Source organism: Paenibacillus sp. EB106-05-06-XG162 (assembly GCF_058791655.1).
Genome location: NZ_JBYTDT010000020.1, coordinates 26984 through 50162 on the forward strand (window position 1 = coordinate 26984; position 23179 = coordinate 50162).

23 protein-coding genes and 2 pseudogenes are annotated in these 23179 nt (G+C 45.9%); 6 read left to right on the forward strand and 19 right to left on the reverse strand.

Annotated elements, in window-relative coordinates; genetic code table 11:
• Positions 1-312 precede the first annotated feature (312 nt).
• Positions 313-468, forward strand: coding sequence for a hypothetical protein (locus tag AC3WU2_RS26990; protein WP_492458045.1), 156 nt, complete (start codon positions 313-315; stop codon positions 466-468).
• A gap of 73 nt (positions 469-541) precedes the next feature.
• On the opposite strand, the pseudogene AC3WU2_RS26995 reads toward AC3WU2_RS26990, so the two are convergent.
• From AC3WU2_RS26995 to AC3WU2_RS27035, 9 genes and pseudogenes are all read right to left on the reverse strand, one after another.
• Positions 542-772, reverse strand: a pseudogene (locus AC3WU2_RS26995) (manganese catalase family protein); the annotation flags it as partial.
• Positions 773-808: 36 nt separating this feature from the next.
• Entirely contained in the window at positions 809-1105 is a 297-nt protein-coding gene (locus tag AC3WU2_RS27000) for a spore coat protein CotJB (RefSeq protein ID WP_018756110.1), read from the reverse strand.
• Positions 1102-1332 carry a spore coat associated protein CotJA gene (locus tag AC3WU2_RS27005; RefSeq protein ID WP_018756111.1) on the reverse strand — a complete coding sequence of 77 codons (231 nt, stop codon included), beginning with the start codon at positions 1330-1332 and terminating at the stop codon, positions 1102-1104. Before AC3WU2_RS27005 ends, AC3WU2_RS27000 begins: the two co-directional genes overlap by 4 nt.
• A gap of 186 nt (positions 1333-1518) precedes the next feature.
• The gene (gene ytvI, locus AC3WU2_RS27010; protein WP_492458046.1) at positions 1519-2553 is read right to left on the reverse strand and encodes a sporulation integral membrane protein YtvI; all 1035 of its coding nucleotides are present in this window, start codon (positions 2551-2553) and stop codon (positions 1519-1521) included.
• Between the two features lie 22 nt (positions 2554-2575).
• Complete coding sequence (locus tag AC3WU2_RS27015; RefSeq protein ID WP_492458047.1) at positions 2576-3907, reverse strand: hemolysin family protein; 1332 nt, start codon at positions 3905-3907, stop codon at positions 2576-2578.
• 28 nt (positions 3908-3935) lie between these two features.
• Positions 3936-5081, reverse strand: coding sequence for a radical SAM/CxCxxxxC motif protein YfkAB (yfkAB, locus tag AC3WU2_RS27020; protein ID WP_018756114.1), 1146 nt, complete (start codon positions 5079-5081; stop codon positions 3936-3938).
• A 58-nt stretch (positions 5082-5139) separates the two neighbouring features.
• Complete coding sequence (locus AC3WU2_RS27025) at positions 5140-6234, reverse strand: HD-GYP domain-containing protein (RefSeq protein WP_492458049.1); 1095 nt, start codon at positions 6232-6234, stop codon at positions 5140-5142.
• Positions 6235-6364: 130 nt separating this feature from the next.
• Complete coding sequence (locus AC3WU2_RS27030; protein WP_492458050.1) at positions 6365-7213, reverse strand: undecaprenyl-diphosphate phosphatase; 849 nt, start codon at positions 7211-7213, stop codon at positions 6365-6367.
• 134 nt (positions 7214-7347) lie between these two features.
• A complete protein-coding gene (locus tag AC3WU2_RS27035) occupies positions 7348-8793 on the reverse strand; it encodes a bifunctional metallophosphatase/5'-nucleotidase (protein ID WP_492458051.1) in 1446 nt (481 codons plus the stop codon).
• 548 nt (positions 8794-9341) lie between these two features.
• Here AC3WU2_RS27035 and AC3WU2_RS27040 point away from each other — a divergent pair.
• Positions 9342-10394 carry an HD-GYP domain-containing protein gene (locus AC3WU2_RS27040; protein ID WP_492458053.1) on the forward strand — a complete coding sequence of 351 codons (1053 nt, stop codon included), beginning with the start codon at positions 9342-9344 and terminating at the stop codon, positions 10392-10394.
• Positions 10395-10465: 71 nt separating this feature from the next.
• On the opposite strand, the gene sufB is transcribed toward AC3WU2_RS27040, so the two are convergent.
• From sufB to AC3WU2_RS27070, 6 genes are all read right to left on the reverse strand, one after another.
• Complete coding sequence (gene sufB / locus AC3WU2_RS27045; protein WP_492458054.1) at positions 10466-11863, reverse strand: Fe-S cluster assembly protein SufB; 1398 nt, start codon at positions 11861-11863, stop codon at positions 10466-10468.
• Between the two features lie 33 nt (positions 11864-11896).
• A complete protein-coding gene (sufU, locus tag AC3WU2_RS27050) occupies positions 11897-12325 on the reverse strand; it encodes a Fe-S cluster assembly sulfur transfer protein SufU (protein ID WP_018756120.1) in 429 nt (142 codons plus the stop codon).
• A complete protein-coding gene (locus tag AC3WU2_RS27055) occupies positions 12312-13535 on the reverse strand; it encodes a cysteine desulfurase (protein ID WP_492458056.1) in 1224 nt (407 codons plus the stop codon). The genes sufU and AC3WU2_RS27055 overlap by 14 nt, the downstream gene beginning before the upstream one ends.
• Positions 13532-14836 (reverse strand): Fe-S cluster assembly protein SufD, encoded by a 1305-nt coding sequence (gene sufD / locus AC3WU2_RS27060; protein ID WP_492458058.1) that lies wholly within the window; start codon positions 14834-14836, stop codon positions 13532-13534. The genes AC3WU2_RS27055 and sufD overlap by 4 nt, the downstream gene beginning before the upstream one ends.
• A gap of 24 nt (positions 14837-14860) precedes the next feature.
• Complete coding sequence (gene sufC, locus AC3WU2_RS27065) at positions 14861-15643, reverse strand: Fe-S cluster assembly ATPase SufC (protein ID WP_018756123.1); 783 nt, start codon at positions 15641-15643, stop codon at positions 14861-14863.
• Positions 15644-15831: 188 nt separating this feature from the next.
• Entirely contained in the window at positions 15832-16419 is a 588-nt protein-coding gene (locus tag AC3WU2_RS27070; protein ID WP_492458060.1) for a DUF1802 family protein, read from the reverse strand.
• Between the two features lie 212 nt (positions 16420-16631).
• On the opposite strand from AC3WU2_RS27070, the gene mtnK reads away from it, so the two are divergent.
• The gene (gene mtnK / locus AC3WU2_RS27075; RefSeq protein ID WP_492458062.1) at positions 16632-17852 is read left to right on the forward strand and encodes an S-methyl-5-thioribose kinase; all 1221 of its coding nucleotides are present in this window, start codon (positions 16632-16634) and stop codon (positions 17850-17852) included.
• Positions 17849-18901 (forward strand): S-methyl-5-thioribose-1-phosphate isomerase, encoded by a 1053-nt coding sequence (gene mtnA, locus AC3WU2_RS27080; RefSeq protein WP_492458063.1) that lies wholly within the window; start codon positions 17849-17851, stop codon positions 18899-18901. The genes mtnK and mtnA overlap by 4 nt, the downstream gene beginning before the upstream one ends.
• A 74-nt stretch (positions 18902-18975) precedes the next feature.
• On the opposite strand, the gene AC3WU2_RS27085 is transcribed toward mtnA, so the two are convergent.
• Complete coding sequence (locus AC3WU2_RS27085; RefSeq protein WP_492458098.1) at positions 18976-19278, reverse strand: YunC family protein; 303 nt, start codon at positions 19276-19278, stop codon at positions 18976-18978.
• 135 nt (positions 19279-19413) lie between these two features.
• On the opposite strand from AC3WU2_RS27085, the gene AC3WU2_RS27090 reads away from it, so the two are divergent.
• On the forward strand, positions 19414-19722 hold the full coding sequence (locus tag AC3WU2_RS27090) for a hypothetical protein (protein WP_018756128.1): 309 nt from the start codon (positions 19414-19416) through the stop codon (positions 19720-19722).
• Between the two features lie 44 nt (positions 19723-19766).
• Here AC3WU2_RS27090 and AC3WU2_RS27095 read toward each other — a convergent pair whose 3' ends face one another.
• Both AC3WU2_RS27095 and AC3WU2_RS27100 read right to left on the reverse strand, forming a co-directional pair.
• Positions 19767-21434: a putative bifunctional diguanylate cyclase/phosphodiesterase gene (locus AC3WU2_RS27095; protein WP_492458064.1), complete on the reverse strand. Its 1668-nt coding sequence runs from the start codon at positions 21432-21434 to the stop codon at positions 19767-19769.
• A gap of 20 nt (positions 21435-21454) precedes the next feature.
• The gene (locus AC3WU2_RS27100; RefSeq protein WP_492458065.1) at positions 21455-21829 is read right to left on the reverse strand and encodes a DUF423 domain-containing protein; all 375 of its coding nucleotides are present in this window, start codon (positions 21827-21829) and stop codon (positions 21455-21457) included.
• A gap of 235 nt (positions 21830-22064) precedes the next feature.
• Between AC3WU2_RS27100 and AC3WU2_RS27105 the strand changes: the two are divergent.
• Positions 22065-22727, forward strand: a pseudogene (locus AC3WU2_RS27105) (DUF444 family protein); the annotation flags it as partial.
• 108 nt (positions 22728-22835) lie between these two features.
• Here the strand turns inward: AC3WU2_RS27105 and AC3WU2_RS27110 are convergent.
• Positions 22836-23003 (reverse strand): GapA-binding peptide SR1P, encoded by a 168-nt coding sequence (locus tag AC3WU2_RS27110; RefSeq protein WP_018756132.1) that lies wholly within the window; start codon positions 23001-23003, stop codon positions 22836-22838.
• Between the last annotated feature and the right edge of the window lie 176 nt (positions 23004-23179).

Here is a 23179-nt window from a genome sequence, read left to right on the forward strand (position 1 = left end):
GTTGAAGCTGCTGAATTTGCCGATGCCACATTGAGACTAGAAGCTATATATAGATCTGGATAACATAGAATCAATGCAACCAATACCGCCCATATCCATGCCGAATTTTTCTTATACATCTATTAACCCTTATGCTCCTCCCCTCAACAAATACCACAATGTCAAACGTCTGTCAGAAAAACAAAAAATATAGCGACGAACTAACTAAGCGAATGACATGAAAAAAATATAAGTGATGATTGAAACCTCGAATTGAGACAAGCGGAACATTCATATATCTTAATATCACCATCATGAGAGGAGATTCTCACCATGGAAGAATCGATAACAATGGAAGAATCACAAGCAATCATAGATGATGAAAAAACCGTTATCGTAGAAGGAATTGGCATAGCTACAAGCATTGGGGAATTGGATATGAAGAGGTTCATTGAGGTGGCTTTAAACTTACCATCATTTTGGAAATAAAGGGACAATAGCTTAGACGGCTATTGTCCCCTTTTTTTGCCCATATTAATTGTTGCATATTGGTAATGTTATATTTATAGACCATCGTGGCGATCATTTCTAAGTGAGCGAATTCTTCTGTACCGATATCAGTAAGTAGGCCAATCACCTTGTCAGGGATCGAATAACGCTGATTTAAGTATCGTAAGGCCGCTGCGAGCTCGCCGTCTGCACCTCCGTATTGTTCTAGCAGCAGCTTCGCCATACGGGGATCGCATTTGCTCACATTCACCGGGTATTGCAACTTCTTCTCGTACAACCACATATCGTTGTTAGCCTCCCTTCGAATCGTAAATCCGCGTTACACCTGCCACGGCCATGGCGTCTCGATCCATTGCCACGGGAACCTTGAATAACTATGACCATACTGCAAGAGCGGTCCGTAATTCAGCTCGTATTGATACGCAAGCTTCTGGCGTTGTTCCACGCCCTGGTTGAACTGTTGGATGGATTTCATGTCATTCGGATGCGTGTTCAGGAACAACGCCAACTCGAGCAGCACAAAATCAACCGCCTGCAGCTCATGCAGCAGCTTGTAATACTCATCATCGATCGGCTTGGTATTCGTGTTCGCATTTGCGTTCATTTTATCACTCATGACGTCGATTCTCCTCCTTCTGACCCTCTCGTTGGTTCATAGGGACTGAATAATGCCGGCCATAGTGTTCCATATCTCAAAGCTTCCTGCGGTGTGAACTGCGGTAGATCGAGCGGTTGAAATTGAATATACTGATTCGGAGGCACGACATATGTCTTCACCCGAATGGGTGGACACGGATTGTTCGGACCAATAAAGGGGTACCAGACGCGGACTTGATCGTTCATATCAAACCCTCCTTCATCTTCGACTTACTCTCCTAACATATGTCGTTCGCCTAGGGATGTGAACCAGAAATTAACCCACAAAGTGATGTTTTAGTTGCAACGTGATTCTAAATATATACAAAAAAAACCGCCCAAGCTTATACTTAGACGGTTTCGCTCATACTTCTAATGCGTATCCGAATCACATTATTCAAATTTAATCTTGATCTGGAACAATCCTGCCTTACGCATCGCTGAATAGACAATAACGACCAGTGGTCCCAGAAATAACCCAATCGCTCCTACTAGCTGCATCCCGACATAGAGACTGATCAGGGCCGATAAGGAACCGATCCCGACCGCATCCCCAAGAATTTTCGGTTCAATAATACGACGCAATACCGTAATCACGAGGAACAAGACGATGAGTCCGATCCCTGTGAAAATATTCCCCGTCAGCAGACAATATACTCCCCACGGAACGAGCGCCGAACCAACCCCAAGGATCGGGAGAATATCGACAATTGTCACGAGGAGTGCAATCGCAAGCGGATATTTAATACCAAGAATTAACAAACCGATCAGCGTCGTGATATAAGTAAACATACTAAAAATAATTTGTGCACGAATAAATCCAAACACCGAATTCTTAAGACTATTCAGCACCTCATTCACTTGGTCGCGAGAGCGTTCTTCGAATAACGTCAGCATGGATCTACGCATGGTGTCCATGTTGAAGCAGAACAGATATACCGCAACGATAAAGAATAGGAAGAAGAAGAAGAAGCCAGGAATGCCTGAAGCAAATGACAAGAGAATCTGCGATAACTTATTCACTACACCGCTAATGGAATCCGTTAAATTCGATAACATCCCGATGACACGGTTCGCGATATCCGGTGACATGGTATCCAGGAATCCCTGCCCCTGTTCGATCAATTTGAGAATATAGGCCTGAACCCCTTCGAAATAAGCTGGTGCATTCGAAAGGAAGTTCATCGTCTGCTCTAATACTTGAAGCCCGAGGAGATAAATCGTCACCAAAAAGATGAGCATGAACAACGTACAGGTGATAGAAGATGCCACGATCCGCTTCATTTTTAAATTACGCATCAACAGGCCATTGATCGGTTCCAATAGCATGGCGCAAATAAAGGCAAGCAAGAACGGCGCTCCTACCGTGAACAATCCATACAGAAAAGCAAGGCCCAGCAAGATTAATATCAATTGTTTGATCTGCATCGTTCCTCGTCTATCTCCTTTCTCACGTGACTGGATCTTGTCCTCCCTTTTGACGATAAATGTGTATTCGAAGAATCCGCAATCGTTCGACTTCCGCCACTTCGAACCAGACATCGTCGATCAGAATCTTCTTGCCTTCCGCAACATTTCCTTCGAGCTGCTTGAACAACCATCCGCCGATGGAATCGACCTCGTCATCCTCAATCGTAACGCCGAGCATCGCATTCACATCTTCAAGCAGCATCCGGCCATCCACCGAGATAATGCCATCCGTCGTCTCGACATTTGGCCGCTCATCCTCATCGAATTCATCACGAATCTCGCCGACGATCTCTTCAAGAATCTCTTCTGTCGTCAGCATGCCAGCGGTTCCGCCGTATTCGTCTACAACAAGCGCAATCTGCGCGCGATTCTTCTGCATGAGACGAAGGACATGACTAACTTCCATCGATTCTGGGACGTTCAGGATCGGCCTTACCAGCGCTTGCATCGCTTCTACAGATTGCGGAGGCGTAATGAAGAGATCAGAGATATGAATGAAACCAATAATCTGATCTTTATCTTCTACGGCCACCGGATACCGCGTATGCTTTGTCTCAAAGACGATCTCCATATTCTCCTCAATCGAATGGGTCGTATAGAGGCATTCCATATCTATGCGTGGAAGCATCACTTCACGAGCCAATCGGTCAGAGAAATCGAAGATATTGTCCATAAGCGTCATTTCATCTTTATCAATAAACCCGCTCAGCGCGCTCTGGCTCACAAGGATGCGAATTTCTTCTTCCGTATGCGCGAGTTCATACTCGGCAGCGGGCTGCAGCCCAAATAGCTTCAAGAAGCCATTCGCTGCCGCATTCAAGAGCCATATGGCAGGCATGAATACCTTATAGAACAATAACAGCGGTCCAGACAACCATAATGATGCAGCTTCTGCCTTCTGAATGGCCAGTGTCTTCGGTGCGAGCTCGCCAAGTACGATATGTAGGAAGGTGATGACAGAAAATGCAGCGACGAAACTAATCGTCTGCGTAATTGTCGGATCAGCCACGCCAAGCTTCGCAAGCAGCGGTTCTACGATCAAATGGGAAATGGCAGGCTCACCCACCCAACCGAGCGCGAGAGAGGCAAGTGTAATTCCAAGCTGTGTCGCAGAAAGATAGGTATCTAGGCGATGGTTCACTTTCAGGGCAAAATGAGCTCGACGGTTGCCTTCATTCGCTAACTGTGTCAAACGAGTCTGTCTCACTTTGACAAGTGCGAATTCTGCCGCAACAAAAAATCCATTCAATAAGACGAGTACCAATACAAGCAGGATATGAAGGAAAATGGCGCCAGGCTCAAAATGGGTCATACTCTAACTCCTCTTCACGGTAGCGAATCTAGATGATTGCTTTTCTTGACTTGAAATCCACATTCTTATAATACATATCTGCGACCAATAAATTCGGACCACAGCATTTTGCAGCACTACAATGACAATTAATGCGTTGATTCAGTGGATGTTCATGCAACCAGCGGTTGAAGATATCATCCAGCTTCTCTTTCTCCATATTACCAAATGGAGGGATATCTGCAAAATCCGTCACAAACACGTCGCCTGTAAAAGCATTCAAGTTCACACGGTTACGGCCATCCGGATCGTTCCGAAGCGTAACATTCGGTTCCGTTCTAAGACGACGCAACAGCGTCTGATCTTCTTCGTTATCATTACATGCGTAGAACGGTAGTGTCCCGAACAGCATCCACATGTTCTGATCACGTGTATCAAGCAGTCGATGAATCGCAGTGCGCATTTCTGCTTGCGACAGAACAGGGAGATCCGCTGCAAATGCGGAAGGGTACATCGGATGCACTTCATGACGGAGGCAGCCCATCTCACGAATCAGCTCATGAATCTCAGTAATTTTGTGATGGGTACGATAATTAATCATCGACTCTGCGGAGATGAACATCCCTTCACGGCTAAGTCGACGCGTATTCTCAATCATCCGGTCATACAACTTCGTTGCCGCCTCGAGGCTTACGGAATGCCCCGCGTGCTTGAAGCCCACTTCATGGAAGTCTTCCGGGCTCACATAGTTAAAAGAAATGTGCATCACGTCCAGATAGGGTGCGAGCACTGCATAGCGATCATAGTCTAACGTTAAATTCGAGTTAATCTGTGATCGAACCCCGCGATCACGTGCATATTTCAAGAGCGGCACCATGTAATCCTGCACCGTCTTCTTATGGAAGGTCGGCTCGCCGCCTGTAATACTTATCGTCTCCAAATGCTCAACTTCATCCAATGCTTTGAGCAGCTTGGTAAGCGGAATTTTGTCCGGTTCAATGACCGTTAACGAATCGCCTACTGCACAGTGTTCACAACGCATATTGCATAAATTCGTTATCGTAAATTCAACACTTGTCAATACATGTTTGCCGTATTGCTCAAGTGAGCGAATGGGATCCCAAGGGTCATATGCCGGTGATAATACTGGCAGTGTACTTGCTCTTTCTGATGATAAAATGCTTCTTGATTGCATGTCTAAATCCCCCTACACTTCGTATTGATCTAAAAAAACCTGGTCCAATGTCCAGGTTTTATACTCCGCCCGTTAAAACAGCAACGATCATTAAATTGAGTTTCACGGACAAATCAACGTCATAAATCGAGCTAAGCTCCTGTCCATCTTCATCATACAGAATCCGGATGATCGGTCGCTGCGGTGATGTTGAATTCAAATCAACGACGACGCCGATATCACCTGTATTCAATTTGACCGTGACGCCAATCGGATAGATGGCGATCCGATCCCGGAACAGTTCGAGCATCCCCTGCTCATAGAGCGTACCTGATCCCGTGTAGAGAATTTCTAATGCTTGATGCGGCATCATCGCAGACCGATATATCCGATGACTTGTCATCGCATCATAGGAATCGACAATGCCGATCATTTTGGAATACTCATGAATCTCTACGCCTTTAATGCCACGCGGGTATCCTGTCCCGTCAATTCGCTCATGATGTTGAAATGCACAATGGGCTGCGAGCAACGGAATATTCGCTTCATCTTTCAGAATGCGATACCCTAATTCAGTATGCTGTTGAATAATGCGATATTCCTCATTCGTTAACTTATCCGGTTTCAAGAGCACTTCCATCGGGATTTGAGTTTTCCCAATATCGTGCAGCAGCGCTCCGAGCGCAATTGTATTTAGCTCTTCCGAATTGTAGCCTTTCGACAGAGCCATCATTACCGTATAAATGCACACGTTCAAGGAATGACGATATAAGTAAAAGTCCGTTGAATTGATATCCGACAGCATGATCATGGCATCCTCATGACTGCTCAGATCATCGATCAGATTCGTAATGACTTTGCGAAAATTTTTCCCGAGACTCGGGTATGCCGATTGCTTCTCCGAGAAAGGTTGATTCATTAATTCACGAAAGTTCTTACGAATTTCATACATCGATTCCCGCTTGGTCTCTTCTGAGATTAATTCAGGAATCCGAATATCGTCTGTTCTTGCGTCTTCTATGTACAAGTATCGGAGCCCGAGTTGCTCTAGCCGCAGGATCATCGACGGAGTCAACTCGATATGCTCAGATAAGAGAACGAGTCCATCTTCGTTATATATCTTCTTCCCAAGCTTCATGCCTGGCTGACAAAATTGAATAGGCATTAGTCGCAAATTAAAAACCTCTGATCTGTTTAAAGATTCATATCAACGATTATAAAAAATGATTAACCATCCTATTATGACATATTTACAGCATCAGTTCTACAATTTAGATCATATTGCCTAGATGATTTTTCGCTTATTAACGCAGGATAAAGAACCAGAACAAGAATGCAATGATGAGACGATAATAAGCAAAGTGACGCAGTTGGATCTTCTGAATATATTTCAAGAAAACGACGACGACGATATAAGCAACAACGAAAGAGACAATAAATCCGACGAGGAAGAACATCCAGTCACCGTTAAGAATCACCTTATAATTCTTTAGCAGCTCGTATCCTGAGGCCGCACACATAATCGGAATCGCCATTAAGAAGGAGAAATCGGCTGCTGCTTTGTAGCTGAGACCGCTTAACATCCCTCCGGACATCGTCGAACCGGAACGGCTAAATCCAGGCCATACCACGGACAAGATCTGATAGATACCGATCAGGAACGCTTGCTTGTACGTCATGTCATCCATGTCTTTCGCCGTAATTTTCACACGACTGCGCGAGAAGAACTCTGCGAATAAGAGGAACAATGCACCAACAACGAGTGCCCATAAGACTGTAGCCGGAGAATCGAACTTACTCTTGATATAGTCTTTTAAGAAAAAAGCGGTAATTAACGCGGGTGCAATCCCGAGAAAGACGTGAATTAAGTTTAATTGTGATTTACGCACACGCCCCCCAGCCGTCGAAGTGGATGGCATTGCAGGTGCTTTTTTCAATCCGAATAGACGGTAAATGCGCTCACGGTAGACAATTGCAATGGCAAGGATCGCAGCAAGCTGAATGATGACCTCGAACGAACTTAGAATATCACGCGGCACATTGGGATGAATAAGTTGGTCAGTTAGAATCATGTGACCTGTGGATGAGACAGGAATAAATTCTGTCAGACCCTCGACAATCCCGAGAATAATCGCTACTAAAATGGAATCCATAATGGTTCGTACTCCTCTTTTCTTATTATATTATTATTCCATATTCAAGCATTAACGCCTCCGGAGTCCTTTCGAGGACAGTAAAGCGTTAAGCGAGAAATATATAAAAAGATGTGTGCAACTTATCATTCCTTCTATTTCAACAAATGCCAGTGCTCGGTTGGACAAGTAGAGAGCAAAGCTTCCTGACTTAATGCCCAAGCCAGCAGATCCCGGATGAACTCCGGAAGATAATATCGTCTATCGATCCCTTCCTTCAGCGCCATGTATCCAACGCCAAAAGTGAACATATCAAGTGTTGCCACCTGATAGACTTCATCTTTCTGAAGTCGGCCCCCCGTCCCGGTAACAATAACTTCCTGAATCCGTTCATACGGTGGCTTGTCTACATCGTAATAGATCTCTAGACCATCCACAGCGAGAGTACCTAGTACTCGTCCTCGAAATCCGAACCCGCGAATAGCCCGCTGCTGAAATTCTAGGAGAAGCGACTCCTCTAGGGATTGCAGTAATTGCGCCCCCGTAAGATTCAAGACACAAGGATTAATCGGCGATGGACATATGCGGTGTAGCATTTCAAGGGTGATATCCCCAGCTTCAAGCGCATCCAGCAATTGCCCAGTATTCGTGAGGCCAATCCTTGCACCTGTCCATGCCTTAAGCGCTGCAGCCAGCAAGTTCGCGAGTGGTGATTCCTTCTCTTCCGAGATCGTCAGCCTATGGTCCAACCTCGCTACGACCTTGCTCAGGTTCTGCCTTGCTATCGCACCGTATTGATCAATGATGGATAGAATCCCAGGGTCTGGCGGAACCTCTTCTAGTGAGACCGCTACGGCACGTGTGATATCATAACGTCTTGAATCCGAATTAAACTCCAGTTCAATACGTCCCAGATGGGAACCAAATTTCCCGGCGGCACAGATATAGGTATCTTCGATTTTCTCCGCTTCCTCAAATAGGTGATGCGTGTGTCCGCCTAGAATCAGATCGATTCCAGGGATACGTTCAGCTATCACTCGATCATGCTTAATCCCAAGATGCGACATAACGATGAGCACATCGACTTGCGGACGCAGTTCAGCCACTAACTCCGCGATGACATCATAGGGCTGCAGCACATTCCAGCCGAGCAGCTCATAAAACTCTGTAAACGCGGCTGTGACGCCGATTAGACCAATGCGCAAATCGCCTTTATGCAGAATTTCATACGGGACCATCCATGCCGGAATTTCTCCACTTGCCATTTCCCGAATATTGCTGCCAATAATCCGAAAGGTTGCTTGATCCGTATATACCTGATCCATCTGCTCGGGGGTATAAGTTAATCCTTCATTATTGCCTAGCACAATCGCTTCATAACCGATGTGGTTCAAAATATGAACATTGACAGCCCCTGTACTTCCCTCGGTCTCCACACGCATTCGATCCATATGATCACCGATGTCTAGAATAAGCATTGCATCAGAGGCTCGCTTTTCACGCTCCAGATCAATGACCGTTGCGATTTTAGCCGCTTGCTCCAGATGACTATGAATATCATTAGAATGGAACAGCACAAAGCTACGTCTTTCTTTATCCATAAACTCTCCTTAAGCCCGTCTATTATTATGTACTCTATCACAAGTATCGATCAACTTCGCCACCAGCATCGTATTCTTCTTCTCATTGAAAGGGGTAAATCTTCCAATCATTTTACATTTACGCCCAAGTCATAGCATACCATTATCCAGCGCATTATGATACGGGTGATATTCCTAAAAAGCCCATGATGTACCCACTCCATTTTGACGCTGCGCCGCGAGCACTCCCCTGCATTGAACACAACGAGATTGTAAGCGCAAGTCGGTCTTCTACCCGATAACTCAAGCAATCCTCCCTATTGGAAAAACAAAAATATGGGAAGACAGTTCTGTATAAGGAGAACTTCGATTAGGTCCAGGGAACCCAGCCGAATAATGATTCTATCAAAAACGAAAAATAACCCACTACCAAAGCCTTAGTACTAAAGTCGTGTTTTCATCGACAAAAAGGCTCATTTATTGTCATTTTTTTCATTTGTGATATGATGAACTTAATGTTTTTTTCTAGTAAAACCATACCTCATAATGTGAAAAAGGTGGGCACCCCCATGCGAGTGCATGTCATGGATTTAGGCATCGGAGATCGACTAAAGAACGATACGTTTAATTCCTACGGACTCCATGTTCTGTCGCGCGGAACTGTTCTAAGTTCCCAAGAAATCTCTAAATTAATCTTACATCAAGTTGAATATGTAGATGTTGAACCGAGTGAACCTATTGAACCAGCGACAAACTTATTAAATACGCTTACTGTAGATTCTTTGCAGTCGATCAAACCCCTCTTTGACCATTCGATATTAGGAACTAGCACCCTATTCGAAGAAGCGCTCGAGAATGGGTACATTAATGACGAGATTGTCCAAGATACGTTCATTCCACTAACGAACGAAATTAAGGATCAACGCGATGTCGTGAATTTGCTGCTCATGCTGAATGGCAAGAATGACTATACCCTACAGCACTCCATTCAAGTCGGTCTCCTATCCTATTTTATTGCCACTTGGATGGGATATGCCGAAGAAGAAGCCCAGCTGATCGGTAAGGCTGGTTATCTGCACGATATCGGCAAGTGTCGTATTGATGATGCTATCTTATATAAACCGGGTCGATTAAACGATTACGAATTCCGAATGATGACACAACATACGATCCATGGTTATGAGATTATTCGGAATTCCATCTATCCTTACTCCATTGCCATCGTAGCACTACAGCATCATGAACGAATGGATGGAAGCGGTTATCCTTACCACTTGCTAGGATCTAATATTCATCCTTATTCGAAAATTGTCGGTATTGCGGATGTCTATTGTGCGATGATTACAGATCGAATATATCAGCAGAAGCGAGATCTCATGTCCGTCTTGAAGGAGCTTCATGAGATGAGCTTCACGAAGCTGGACCCTACGATTACGCATATCTTCATCTCGCATATGATTCCGAACTTCATCGGCAAGAACGTCTTACTAAATTCCGGAGAGACCGGCAAGATCGTCATGACGAACAACTCCGATTATTTCCGACCGCTCATTCATTTAAATGATCGCTTTGTTGATTTATCGATGGATCATTCCTTAGAGATTACCGAAATTTATATGTGAGACTACATAAATAAACAAAGCCGCCCCTCTCAATGAAGGGCGGCTTTCACTTTATCATACAAACCGCGATATTAACCGATGGAACCTTCCATCTCGAACTTGATCAGACGGTTCATCTCTACCGCATACTCCATTGGCAATTCTTTCGTGAATGGCTCGATGAAGCCCATAACGATCATTTGTGTCGCTTCCGACTCGCTTAGACCACGGCTCATCAAGTAGAACAATTGGTCTTCCGATACTTTGGATACCGTTGCCTCATGCTCCAGCGTGATGTTATCATTCATAATTTCATTGTATGGAATTGTATCTGAAGTCGACTCATTATCCAAGATCAGCGTATCGCACTTGATATTCGCTTTGGAGCCTTCCGAATTACGACCGAAGGATGCAAGACCACGGTATGTTACTTTACCGCCATGCTTACTGATCGATTTCGATACGATTGTTGAAGTTGTATCCGGCGCAAGGTGAATCATTTTCGCCCCTGCATCCTGATGTTGGCCTTTACCAGCAACCGCGATGGATAGAACACTACCTTTCGCGCCACGGCCTTTCAAGATTACCGCAGGGTATTTCATCGTTAACTTGGAACCGATATTCCCGTCAACCCATTCCATCGTCGCATTCTCTTCTGCAACCGCACGTTTCGTAACGAGGTTGTAGATGTTCGGTGCCCAGTTCTGGATCGTCGTGTAACGAACGCGTGCGTTCTTACGGCATACGATCTCAACAACCGCACTATGCAACGAGTTTGTGCTATAGATCGGAGCTGTACAGCCTTCAACATAGTGTACGAAGCTGTCTTCATCCGCAATGATCAATGTACGTTCGAATTGTCCCATATTCTCGGAGTTAATCCGGAAATAGGCTTGCAATGGAATCTCACATTTTACGCCTTTTGGAACGTAGATAAAGCTTCCTCCAGACCATACTGCGCTGTTCAGTGCTGCGAATTTGTTGTCTGCTGGTGGAATAACCGTAGCAAAGTATTCTTTGAAGATCTCTGGATGCTCACGAAGTGCTGTGTCCGTATCCATGAAGATAACGCCTTGGTCTTCAAGGTCCTTCTGCATGCTGTGATAGACAACCTCGGATTCGTACTGCGCAGATACCCCTGCAAGGAACTTTTGTTCCGCTTCTGGAATACCCAGCTTATCGAAGGTTTCTTTGATTTCTGTAGGAACCTCTTCCCATGTCTTCCCTTGCTTCTCCGAAGGACGAACATAATACTGGATGTCATTGAAATCGAGGTCATCCAGATCTCCGCCCCATTTTGGCATAGCCATCTTCTCGAACTGTTTCAACGATTTAAGACGGAAGTCTAACATCCATTCCGGCTCATTTTTAATTTTCGAAATTTCACGAACGATTTCCTCTGTTAAGCCTTTACCAGTTTGGAAAACCGCTTTGTGCTCATCACGAAAGCCGTATTTATATTCTTCCATTTCAGGCATTTTTTTTGCCATGCGAGATACACCTACCTTTTCCTTATTATTGTTCTATGCTTGATGATCGTGTTCAATCCCTTTACGCAAGGCATTCCACGCTAAAGTTGCACATTTGATACGTGCTGGAAACTTGTTAACTCCAGACAACGCTTCGATATCTTCAAGTTCCTCGAACTCGACCGCTTCACCTTTCATTAGGCCAGAGAACCGATCTGCCAGTTCCAAAGCTTCTTCGATCGTCTTCCCTTTGACAGCTTCCGTCATCATCGACGCAGAGGATAAGCTAATCGAGCAACCCTCTCCAGAGAATTTAGCTGCCTTGACGACATCCCCATCCATCTGCAGCTGCAGCGAAATTTTGTCGCCACAAGTCGGATTGTTCAAGTTAATCGTTACCGCGCCTTCGTCGAACGTTCCACGATTACGCGGGTTTTTATAATGGTCCATAATAACTCGGCGGTATAAATCATCCAATTGCATAACCAAAATACTCCTTCGTCTGGATTAGACCCTTCACTAAACGGTCTACGTCTTCTTCTGTATTATACAGATAAAGACTCGCGCGTGCTGTAGAACTTGCTTCCAGCCACCTCATAAGCGGCTGACAGCAGTGGTGGCCTGCACGAATCGCGATTCCTTGCGCGTCGAGCACCGTCGCAACATCATGTGGATGAACGTCGCCTAGATTGAAGGTCACAAGGCCCGCACGCTTCTGCGGCCCATAGATCGTAATCCCTTCAATTTCAGATAATCGCTCCATCGCGTACGCCGTGAGCTGATGCTCATGGCGTTCAATCTCATCCATTCCGATTTCCTCGAGGAAATCGATGGCTGCTCCTAGGCCGACTGCTCCAGCAATGATCGGCGTTCCGCCTTCGAAGCGGTAAGGAATCTCTTTCCAAGTGGACTCATAAAGTCCTACTTCATCAATCATTTCGCCGCCGAATTCGATCGGTTCCATGTTGTTCAGAAGAGACTTCTTCCCATATAATACGCCGATTCCCGTCGGACCACACATCTTATGTCCTGAAAAAGCGTAGAAATCGCAATCCAAATCTTGCACATCGACCTTCATATGCGGTGTACTCTGCGCACCATCCACAACCATGACTGCGCCATGGCGGTGTGCAATTTCAGCCACTTGTTTCACCGGGTTTACAACGCCTAGCACATTGGATACGTAAGTCATCGAGACGACCTTCGTCCGATCCGTAATGATCTGCTCCACATCGGAGAGAAGAATCGTACCATCAGGTTGCAAGGGAATATATTTGAGCGTTGCTCCTGTTGCTTTGGCTGCTTGCTGCCAAGGGATCAGATTACTGTGATGTTCCATCGGGGTAATCACAATCTCGTCACCTTCTTGGCAGTTGAGCCTAGCGTATGAGCTCGCTACTAGGTTCAGTGCAGTGGTCGTTCCACGCGTAAATATGATCTCTTCCGAGCGCTTCGCGTTAATGAATCGGGCCACTTTTTCACGCGCGCCTTCGTAAGCATCTGTGGCACGAGATCCTAGCGTATGAACGCCGCGATGCACATTGGCATTATCATGCTCATAGTATTGCTTCACCGCTTCAATGACCGAGATGGGCTTCTGTGATGAAGCCGCACTATCGAGGTAGACGAGTGGATGTCCGTTAACTTCCTGGTCTAAGATCGGGAAGAGCTTACGAATTTGCGCACTGTTCATTGTCCTAACTTCCTTTCCATCAAGCTGCGAAGTTGCTCTTGAACATTCTCAAGTGGGATCTCGGAAATAACCGGAGCCAAGAATCCATGAATAATCAAGCGTTCAGCATCTTGCTTCGAAATTCCGCGAGACATTAGGTAGTAGACTTGCTCAGGATTTACTTGTCCAACAGAAGCCGCGTGACCCGCCGTTACATCGTCCTCATCAATGAGAAGAATCGGGTTCGCGTCCCCACGAGCTTTCGGACTAAGCATAAGAACTTTCTCTGTCTGCTCACCATTCGCTTTTGTTGAACCCTTCTCAATTTTCGTAATACCGTTGATGATCGCGCTAGCTTGATCGCGCATAACCGCACGTGTGAACATTTGGCTGTCAGAGCTTTTACCGAAATGAACGGCTTTCGTCGTAATGCTAAGCTTCTGGTCATTCGTTCCTGCACAGATGACTTTCGCATCCGAAGATGAGCCATTTCCTTTCAGAACGGACATCGTCTCCGATACCGCGTTACCATTGTGCATCTCACCGATAATCCACTCAATGCGTCCGTCGTTCTCTACAACAGCACGGCGGTATGTCACGTTCGTTGCATTCAAGTGGTGAACGGAAGCAAAACGTACGTTAGCGCCAGCATTAACAAATACTTCAACAACGCCATTATGAACGACTTGATCTACGCCAATAGCGTCTGTCGACAAGTAATTATCAACATAGGTTACGCGGCTGTTCGAATCTGCGATAAGTAGAACATGCGGTGCAAATGTTGCATTCGCATCATCTGCCATCAATACGGCTTGCAATGGCAAATCCACTTCAACATTCTTCGGCACATAGACGAATACGCCGCCGTTCCAAATTGCTGTATGCAATGCTGCAAGACGATTCTCATCCTTCTTCACAGCTTGGAATAGATATTTCTGTATCAAATCGGCATGTTTCTCAATCGCTGTCTGCAAATCGGTGAAAATAACACCTTTCGCCGCGAGATCAGCAGATAATTGCTGAAACACAACGCTCGAGTTACGCTGTACTAGAACGCTGCTGTTCTCTTCTAATTTCACAAGAGATTGCAAGGATTCTGGCAATTCATTCACCGACTGAATCGCTGGGGATTTCGTATATGTTCCGTAGGTATCTAAATTCCAACGGCTAATTTTTTGTTTCTCTACGATGGGTAATTCCAATTGACCTGCAAGCTCCAAAGCTTCCAAACGTAACGCCGACAGCCAAGCTGGCTCATTGTTGCTTTGCGATAACGCCGCTAACGACTCACGGTCAATAGGAAGGATTGTTTGTGTTGTCATTTTCTTTGCTCCTCCTCTATTCGCTTAAGCTTCTTGACCAACCGTTTCGTCAACAATGCCTAGCTCTTCTTTAACCCAATCATAGCCTTCGTTCTCAAGACGCTCAGCAAGCTCAGGACCGCCGGATTTCACGATACGTCCTTGCATCATAACGTGTACGAAGTCTGGTTTGATGTAGTTAAGTAGACGTTGGTAGTGCGTAATAATCAAGAATCCACGATCTTCACTACGCATCGTGTTCACACCGTTTGCTACGATTTTGAGTGCGTCGATGTCAAGACCGGAGTCGATCTCATCAAGGATCACAATGCTCGGATCAAGCAGCAACATTTGGAGGATTTCGTTACGTTTCTTCTCACCGCCGGAGAAGCCTTCGTTCAAGTAACGGTGTGCGAATTCAGGGTTCATCTCAAGCTCTTTCATTTTACCTTCCATTTGGCGAATGAACTTGATCAAGGAGATCTCGTTACCTTCTTCACGGCGAGCATTGATTGCACTGCGCAAGAAGTCGGAGTTCGTTACACCCGCGATTTCACTTGGGTACTGCATCGCTAAGAATAGACCTGCACGAGCGCGCTCATCTACAGCCATTTCAAGCACGTCTTCACCGTTAAGCTCTACGCTGCCATCTGTTACTTCATATTTAGGATGCCCCATCAATGCGGAAGCTAATGTACTTTTACCTGTACCATTCGGACCCATGATCGCATGAATCTCGCCGCCTTTAATCTCCAAGCTAAGACCTTTCAGAATCTCTTTTCCTTCGATCTCAGCCTTCAAACCGTCAATTTTAAAATGTGTTGCCATGTTTTTGGTACTCCCTTCGAGCATCTATGTTTATTTTTTTGAACATCAAAACAAATATTACTTTATAATCATTCTAAAGTGATTCTCACTGATTATCAACAGTAATTTTACTTTATTTTCATCTTGAAAGCAATGAAACAGAATTTGGGGCGCGCAACCTGTCCGTCCATGTAAGATTACGGCTCAATTCACGCTTCTAGCGCTTTCCGAATCGACTCAACCTGCTCTTGAAACTTTTCATCCGATAATACGGGGACGAGCTGACTCCGCTCAATGGATGTCACCTGCGTCGGCAGATTTACCCATGACTTACAACCTAGATATTCTTCTTCAATCTCAATTGAAAGTCCCGGATCCAGCTTATAGACACGCAGAAGCAAGACATGCAGCGGAAGCTTCTTCTTCCATTTCAGCCGTTCTTCTGCAAAGTGATCCGTCCAGATATGGAAATCTCGAAGCCTATTCAGCGTCTCTTGATCATGAATCTCGATATCTTCGATGACCTCCGCATACAAACGAAGCGTTACCATTGTATCATCATTCGACCATCCAGCCAGCGTTACATCGAGATCGGATTGATTCGCTTCCTTCAGCAGCTCTCTGCGCTGGTGTTCATAGGTAGGATACACATAAAAGGACGGGCTCTTCAGTTCAAAATGCCGTGTCTCTTCTACAATTCCTCCTTTGCGCATCAGCAAGATTTGCTTCCCTGACGCAAGAGCTTCTATGGCGACGGCCCACTCTTTTAATGCGACGGGTTGTGCGTTATTCTGCATGTAAGTAACCGCCTTTCTCACCAACAATATCTCTATTATACCTTGATTTCGACAAGAGTTCATCTCTCGCCAGCAAATCTCCTGAAAATTCGCCATGATTTTTGTCACATCGTCACAATTTAACTATTTTAACATTGGTTCTTATCCAGTATACTTATGGACAACTATACCATTCCAATGGGAGAATATTGAATTATGGAGGTGGGGCAGAGGTGTCCGCATATCATCCTTTAACCCTCGAAGAAGCGACTCAAATCGCGAGAGAAATTCCAGATTTATTCCATGAACAAGCCGATCTGTCAGCACGTGAAATCGGAGACGGCAACCTGAATCTCGTCTTTCATATTTCGGATGCAGCATCGAATAAGAGCATCATTCTCAAGCAAGCACTCCCTTATGCCAAAGTCGTCGGGGAATCGTGGCCCCTCACCTTGGACCGTGCAAGAATTGAGAGCGAAGCACTCCTCCTAGAGCATCAGCTATGTCCTGACCTTGTACCTACCGTATACCGCTATGATGCAGAGCTCGCCATGACAATCATGGAAGATTTAAGCGATCACACGATTATGCGTAAAGGCTTAATTGAGGGTAACCGTTACCCCCTGTTCGCTGGCCATATTGCGGAGTTTCTCGCAAGAACGCTCTTCTTCACTTCCGACCTTGGCAAGAACCAACAGGCGAAGAAAGAAGCCGTCAAGCAGTTCATTAATCCCGAGCTATGCAAAATTACAGAGGACCTCATCTTCGCTGATCCTTATTTCGATAGCGAGACCAATAACTTCAACCCTGCCATCCGTGATGCGGTTGAAGCGCTCTGGGCCGATCAGCCGCTCAAGCTGGAAGTTGCTCAATTAAGGGAGAAATTCCTTACTTCGGCACAAGCCCTTTTACACGGTGACCTTCATACAGGCAGCATCTTCATAACGGAACAATCGACCAAAGTGATCGATCCTGAATTCGCTTATTACGGTCCGATGGGATTCGATATTGCCGCCGTTATCTCAAACCTTGCCATGAATTACATTGGTCAAGCCTATTGGAGCAAGACGAGTGAGGCTCGTGAATCCTATCGTGATTATCTCACCGAGACGCTTCGCGAGATCTGGTCCGCATTTGACACGAACTTCCGTGCCCTTTGGAATGAACATACTGTAGACCCACTGGCGAATACGCCGGGCTATCAAGACCTCTACATGCAGCGGTTATTGCAAGATGCGATTGGATTCGCGGGGTGCAAAATGATCCGCCGCACGATTGGACTGGCCCATGTCGCAGATATCGATACCATAGCAGATACGGCTGTGAAAGAACGTGCAGAACGCCTTGCACTTGCAATCGGTCGCACGCTTATTATGGGACACCTTCAAGCGAAGACCTTTGATACATTTATTGACACCCTAGAACAAGCCATAGAAGGAGTTCATACATCATGACGAACGCACCTCTGCAATCCGTCCGCTGGGCGGATACACATCTAGATTTATTGGATCAACGACTGCTTCCTGAGCAAATCGTAATGCTTCCCCTTACAACGGTGGAGCAAGTATGGGAAGCGATCCGCCACCTGGCGGTTCGTGGCGCGCCTGCCATTGGAATCGCAGCAGCGTACGGCGTTGCCATGGGTGGCCGGGCTCTTCAGACGGAAGAACCTGCTGCATGGCTGCAAGAAGTTCTTAAGGCAGCAGAATACCTCGCAACTTCGCGTCCGACGGCAGTCAATCTGTTCTGGGCGCTTGACCGCATGAAACGTTGTGCTGAAGGTGTCGCAACGGATGGTTCAACACTTGCAGGACGGAATGCTGCGCTGCTCGAAGAGGCGAATCGCATTCAAGCTGAAGATGAAGAAGTCTGCCGCCTCATCGGTGAGCATGCATTAACGTTGTTCGAGGATGGCATCGGCGTGCTTACGCATTGTAACGCCGGCGGTCTTGCTACAGCGAAGTATGGTACGGCACTCGCTCCATTCTATCTTGCCAAAGAGCAAGGCATGCATCTGAAAGTATTCGCGGACGAGACACGCCCTGTCTTGCAAGGCGCACGCTTAACGGCCTTCGAACTCCAACAAGCCGGCGTCGATGTCACATTGATCTGTGATAACATGGCCGGTTATGTGATGTCCAAGGGCTGGATCCAGGCTGTAATCGTCGGTACCGACCGCGTAGCGGCGAACGGGGATGTCGCGAACAAGATTGGTACGTACAGCGTTGCTGTTCTTGCCAAGGCGCATAACATTCCTTTCTATGTTGCGAGTCCGTTGTCTACAATTGATCTGAATACGGCCAGCGGCGCGGATATTCCAATTGAAGAACGCCCGGATTCGGAGATTACCGAGGGATTTGGGAAGCGCACTGCACCTCAGGATATCAAGGTGTTCAATCCTGCCTTTGACGTGACGCCACATGAATATGTAAGTGCGATTATCACGGAAAAAGGAATTATTAAACCGCCTTTCCATGTGAACTTGCCGAAGTTATTTAACTAAATACACCAAAGGTACAGAAGGCATTCATGTCATCATGAAACCTCTGTACCTTTTTTCTGTTCATCATCAATTGACTATACCATCATCAGAATAGCCTCTTTCCCTGTCATGCCGGGATGAATACCAAGCGCATCTGCTTCATGGGTCACGGACTCTAGCGGGGCTTCTAACAATTCAGTCAAGGTCTTAACACCAACGGCTCTGCCAGCAATAATGTTCCGGTCCTTCAATCTGTCATTGAGTAGTCCAACATCTAACGCGCCGCACATAATGTAGCCACGTTCGGTTGTCACAGCAAGCAGCGTCGTCTTCGGCAATTTGACTTCAACCCCGATGACTGTCACGCTACCTATTTGAATCGGCTCAACCCGAACCATCATTTATCACTTCCTTCATATCGCGACTTTTATAATATATGCGATTCATCACTTTTAGTTCTACATCTGATTTCAAAAACGTGGTACAATAGCACTACTCTTTATCAACGAAGTTGGAGGCGGCATATAGGCATTATGGATAACAATTCACGATCAGACACATCACAGCCAATAGGATACTTGAACCAAGTTGATTTGGCCCAAGCATTATCGCCTAAAAATCCAACGGATGTACAGCTATCTATCGCAGACATTATTCTAGCAGCCATACACCAATCGAAATTGATTCGTTTCATTGTGAACAAAGGACGCGGCGTTCAGCAGAGTATTCCTGGACGCATCTTAGATTTTGACCCAAGCCGGTCCTTGATCCATGTCTATCATGTGGATGAGAAACAGGTCTACATTCTAAACCTCACGGAAATCGATGAATTTATCGTCTAAAGCAGACAGCGAAAAGGGAGCCCCTCAGGAGCTCCCTTTATCTATCATGACACGACATTCTCGATCAGCATCTCTTCAATTCTACCGACAGGTACAGGCGGACTATAGTAGTAGCCTTGGATTTCATCGCAGCAGTGCGCCTTCAAAAAGTCCACTTGTTCCTCAGACTCGACACCTTCGGCGATGACTTGCAAATTCAGATGATGCGCCATCGCGATAATCGACGCCACGATGGCCGCTGCGCTTCGGTCTTCCATAATATCGCGAACGAAAGAACGGTCTATTTTGAGCCGATTGATCGAGAAATCTTTCAAATAGCTGAATGAACTATATCCGGTACCAAAATCATCGATACTAATCCCTACGCCTAGCTCACGCAGCTCCTTCAGACAATTGGATGCATGATCCACGTCCATCGTCATGCTCTCTGTAATCTCGAGATCCAAATACTTCGCCTCGAGTCCCGTCTTTTCTAGCACTTGGCCAACCTTCTCATTCAAATTCTGAAGTAAAAATTGACGCATCGATAAGTTAACAGAGATCGGTATCGACGGCAATCCCGCTTGCTGCCAAGCTTTATTCTGTCTGCACGCTTCTTCTAACACCCATTCGCCCATCGGGACGATCAAGCCATTCTCTTCAGCCAGAGGAATGAACTGGTCCGGTGGGATCAGCCCTTTCTCAGGATGCTTCCAGCGAATTAGCGCCTCCGCGCCAACAATTTGTCCGGTCTCCATATGTACTTGCGGCTGGTAATAGAGCAGGAACTCTCCATTTCGCATCGCTTTGCGTAGTTCATGCTGTAAGGTCAGACGCTCTAGGGACTTGGTCGACATCTCTGAAGAGTACATCTGATAATGATTTTTCCCTTTATTCTTCACGGTGGAGAGCGCAATATCCGCTTGTTTGATCAGCTGTCTCGCATCGCCTTGATGTCCCCTGCTCATGGATAAGCCTATGCTCGCCGTCAGATGGATGGGTTGATCTTTCAAAATAAACGGATCATCGAGCACTTGAACAATCTGCATACCCTTCTGAAACGCTTCTTCCTCCGTACTGATATTCACAAAATAAAAAATAAACTCATCCCCGTCCATTCTCGCAACGAAATCATATTCCGTTACGATCCGGGTAAGCCGTTCTGCAATCTGAAGCAGCAGCATATCCCCGAAATCTTGACCGAAGGAGTCATTCACGAGCTTGAATCGATCCAGATCCATATAGGCGACGGCGACCCCCACATCCGCGGAACGTGTCGCATCCAATAGATCTGTAAGCCGTTCCAAGAACAATCGCCGATTCGGAAGGCCCGTCATATCGTCATAATAGGACATATAGCGAATACGATCATTCACACGCCGCCGATCACTTACGTCCTGGCTGATCAGCATTATACGTTCAAGCCGGTCTTCCATCATGATCGGATAGATCACCATTTGCAGATCGATTCGGATACCTCTCTTATCATCGAAATAGGTCGACTTCTGGGTTGCCTTCCCTTGCAAAATATTGGCATGAATCTGCTCATCACTTAACAACAACCGATAATCCATGCCGATTAATTCATGTTCTTCATATCCGGTCAACTCACAGGTATGATGATTGGCATTTGCGATCTTCCCGTTCAGCTCTAATTCAATCACAGAGATCGGGTAATATTCCATTATCGCCCTCAGCAGCTGGTCATTAGAAGATAGCTTCTTCGCCTCCATTGCCACGATCCTCTCTTTATCTATGAGTTACGTAAAGCCGCTACTGCTAGCAACAACCATCCGAGCAGGAATGCAACGCCGCCGAGCGGTGTAATAATACCTAGAACCTTAATGCCTGTAACACTGAGTAGATACAGGCTTCCGGAGAATAGAATAATGCCTGTAAATAGAAGTCGTCCTGACCATAACAATTGACGCGACATCTTTAATTGCCCTGAGAGAAGCGCAATGACGAGGATACCTAACGCATGAATCATATGGTAATGAACGCCTGTCTCATATGTATTGAGCTGCGACTCCGTCAATATGGATTTCAAGCCATGGGCACCGAATGCACCCAGAGCTACGGCAACAAGTAAATTTAGACTGCCGATCACGACGTACTTACGTAACATGGTCGAATCTCCTTTTCTGCTTTCCATATTTTAAACTTAGCTTAACCTCATCTATCATAATAAAAAACGTCGTAATTTTCCAGATCCTCCACGAAAACGACAATGATTGTATCCTTCCGCTGATCCACGCTCGCTGAATGCGGTCACATATCGTTCACTCTTCTGAATATATTAGAATAACAGGCGATCAAGCACGCGAACGATTTTTTTGGGGAGGGGTTCCTGTATGGATAGAATGGATCAAGTGATGTCCATCGTGTCGCGAGAAGACTGGTCTTTGCATCGAAAAGGGTTCCAAGATCAATCTCGCCATCAGCAAAAAGTCCGTGACGCGATTAAACAGAATTTACCCGATCTCGTCACCGAAGAGAACATTATCATGTCAGACGGTAAGCAAATCATTAAAGTCCCCATCCGCAGTCTGGATGAGTTTCGGTTTATTTATAATTACAATAAGAAGAAGCATGTCGGCCAAGGGGATGGAGACAGTCAAGTCGGCGATGTCCTCGGGACCGATCCGAAGAGCGGACCTGGCAAAGGGGACAAAGCTGGAGATCAGCCAGGCCAAGATCTTGTCGAGGCCGAAGTGAGTATCGAAGAATTGGAGACGATGTTATTCGAAGAACTCGAACTTCCCAATCTGCAGCAGAAAGACAAAGATCAGTTGGAGACAACCGAAATTCGATTCAATGATATCCGCAAGACCGGAATCATGTCCAACATTGATAAGAAACGCACCATTCTTGAGAATTTGCGCCGCAACGCCACAGCAGGCGATCCCGGTATTCATGGCATTTCTCCAGAAGACCTTCGTTATAAGACCTGGGAAGAGATCGTGACGCCCCATTCCAATGCCGTGATCATCGCCATGATGGATACCTCCGGTTCCTTGGGTAACTCATAATGAACCAATAGGATACTCCCCCCTCTCCTATTGATAGCGATTGCATAACATCACAGAGACAGTTCGTTATTCAGGTCAGATGACTTCTACATATTAGACTCGTCACTTCACTTGGCTTATGGTATTCGATTCCATTGGCTCGTGCACTTCACAACCGTCACACAGACTATACAGAATCGTTACTTTGTACGCATCAATCTCATCAATCACTTCATTACACTGTTTGCAGAGAACAACACCAAACTTTAAGCTGTCGCCATGCGTTGGCATTCACTTTCACTCCTTCATGTAATGGGTTAAAATCAGACTTCATTAGAAGCATATGCGAAGGCGATGTCGTACCATTCCATATATTACCATAAAGTGAAACTTTGGCTCCAAAGCTGATCCAAGTGCTCTGCTGGGGCCCCCGAACACGTATTACGCAATACGAACAAAAAAGCCTG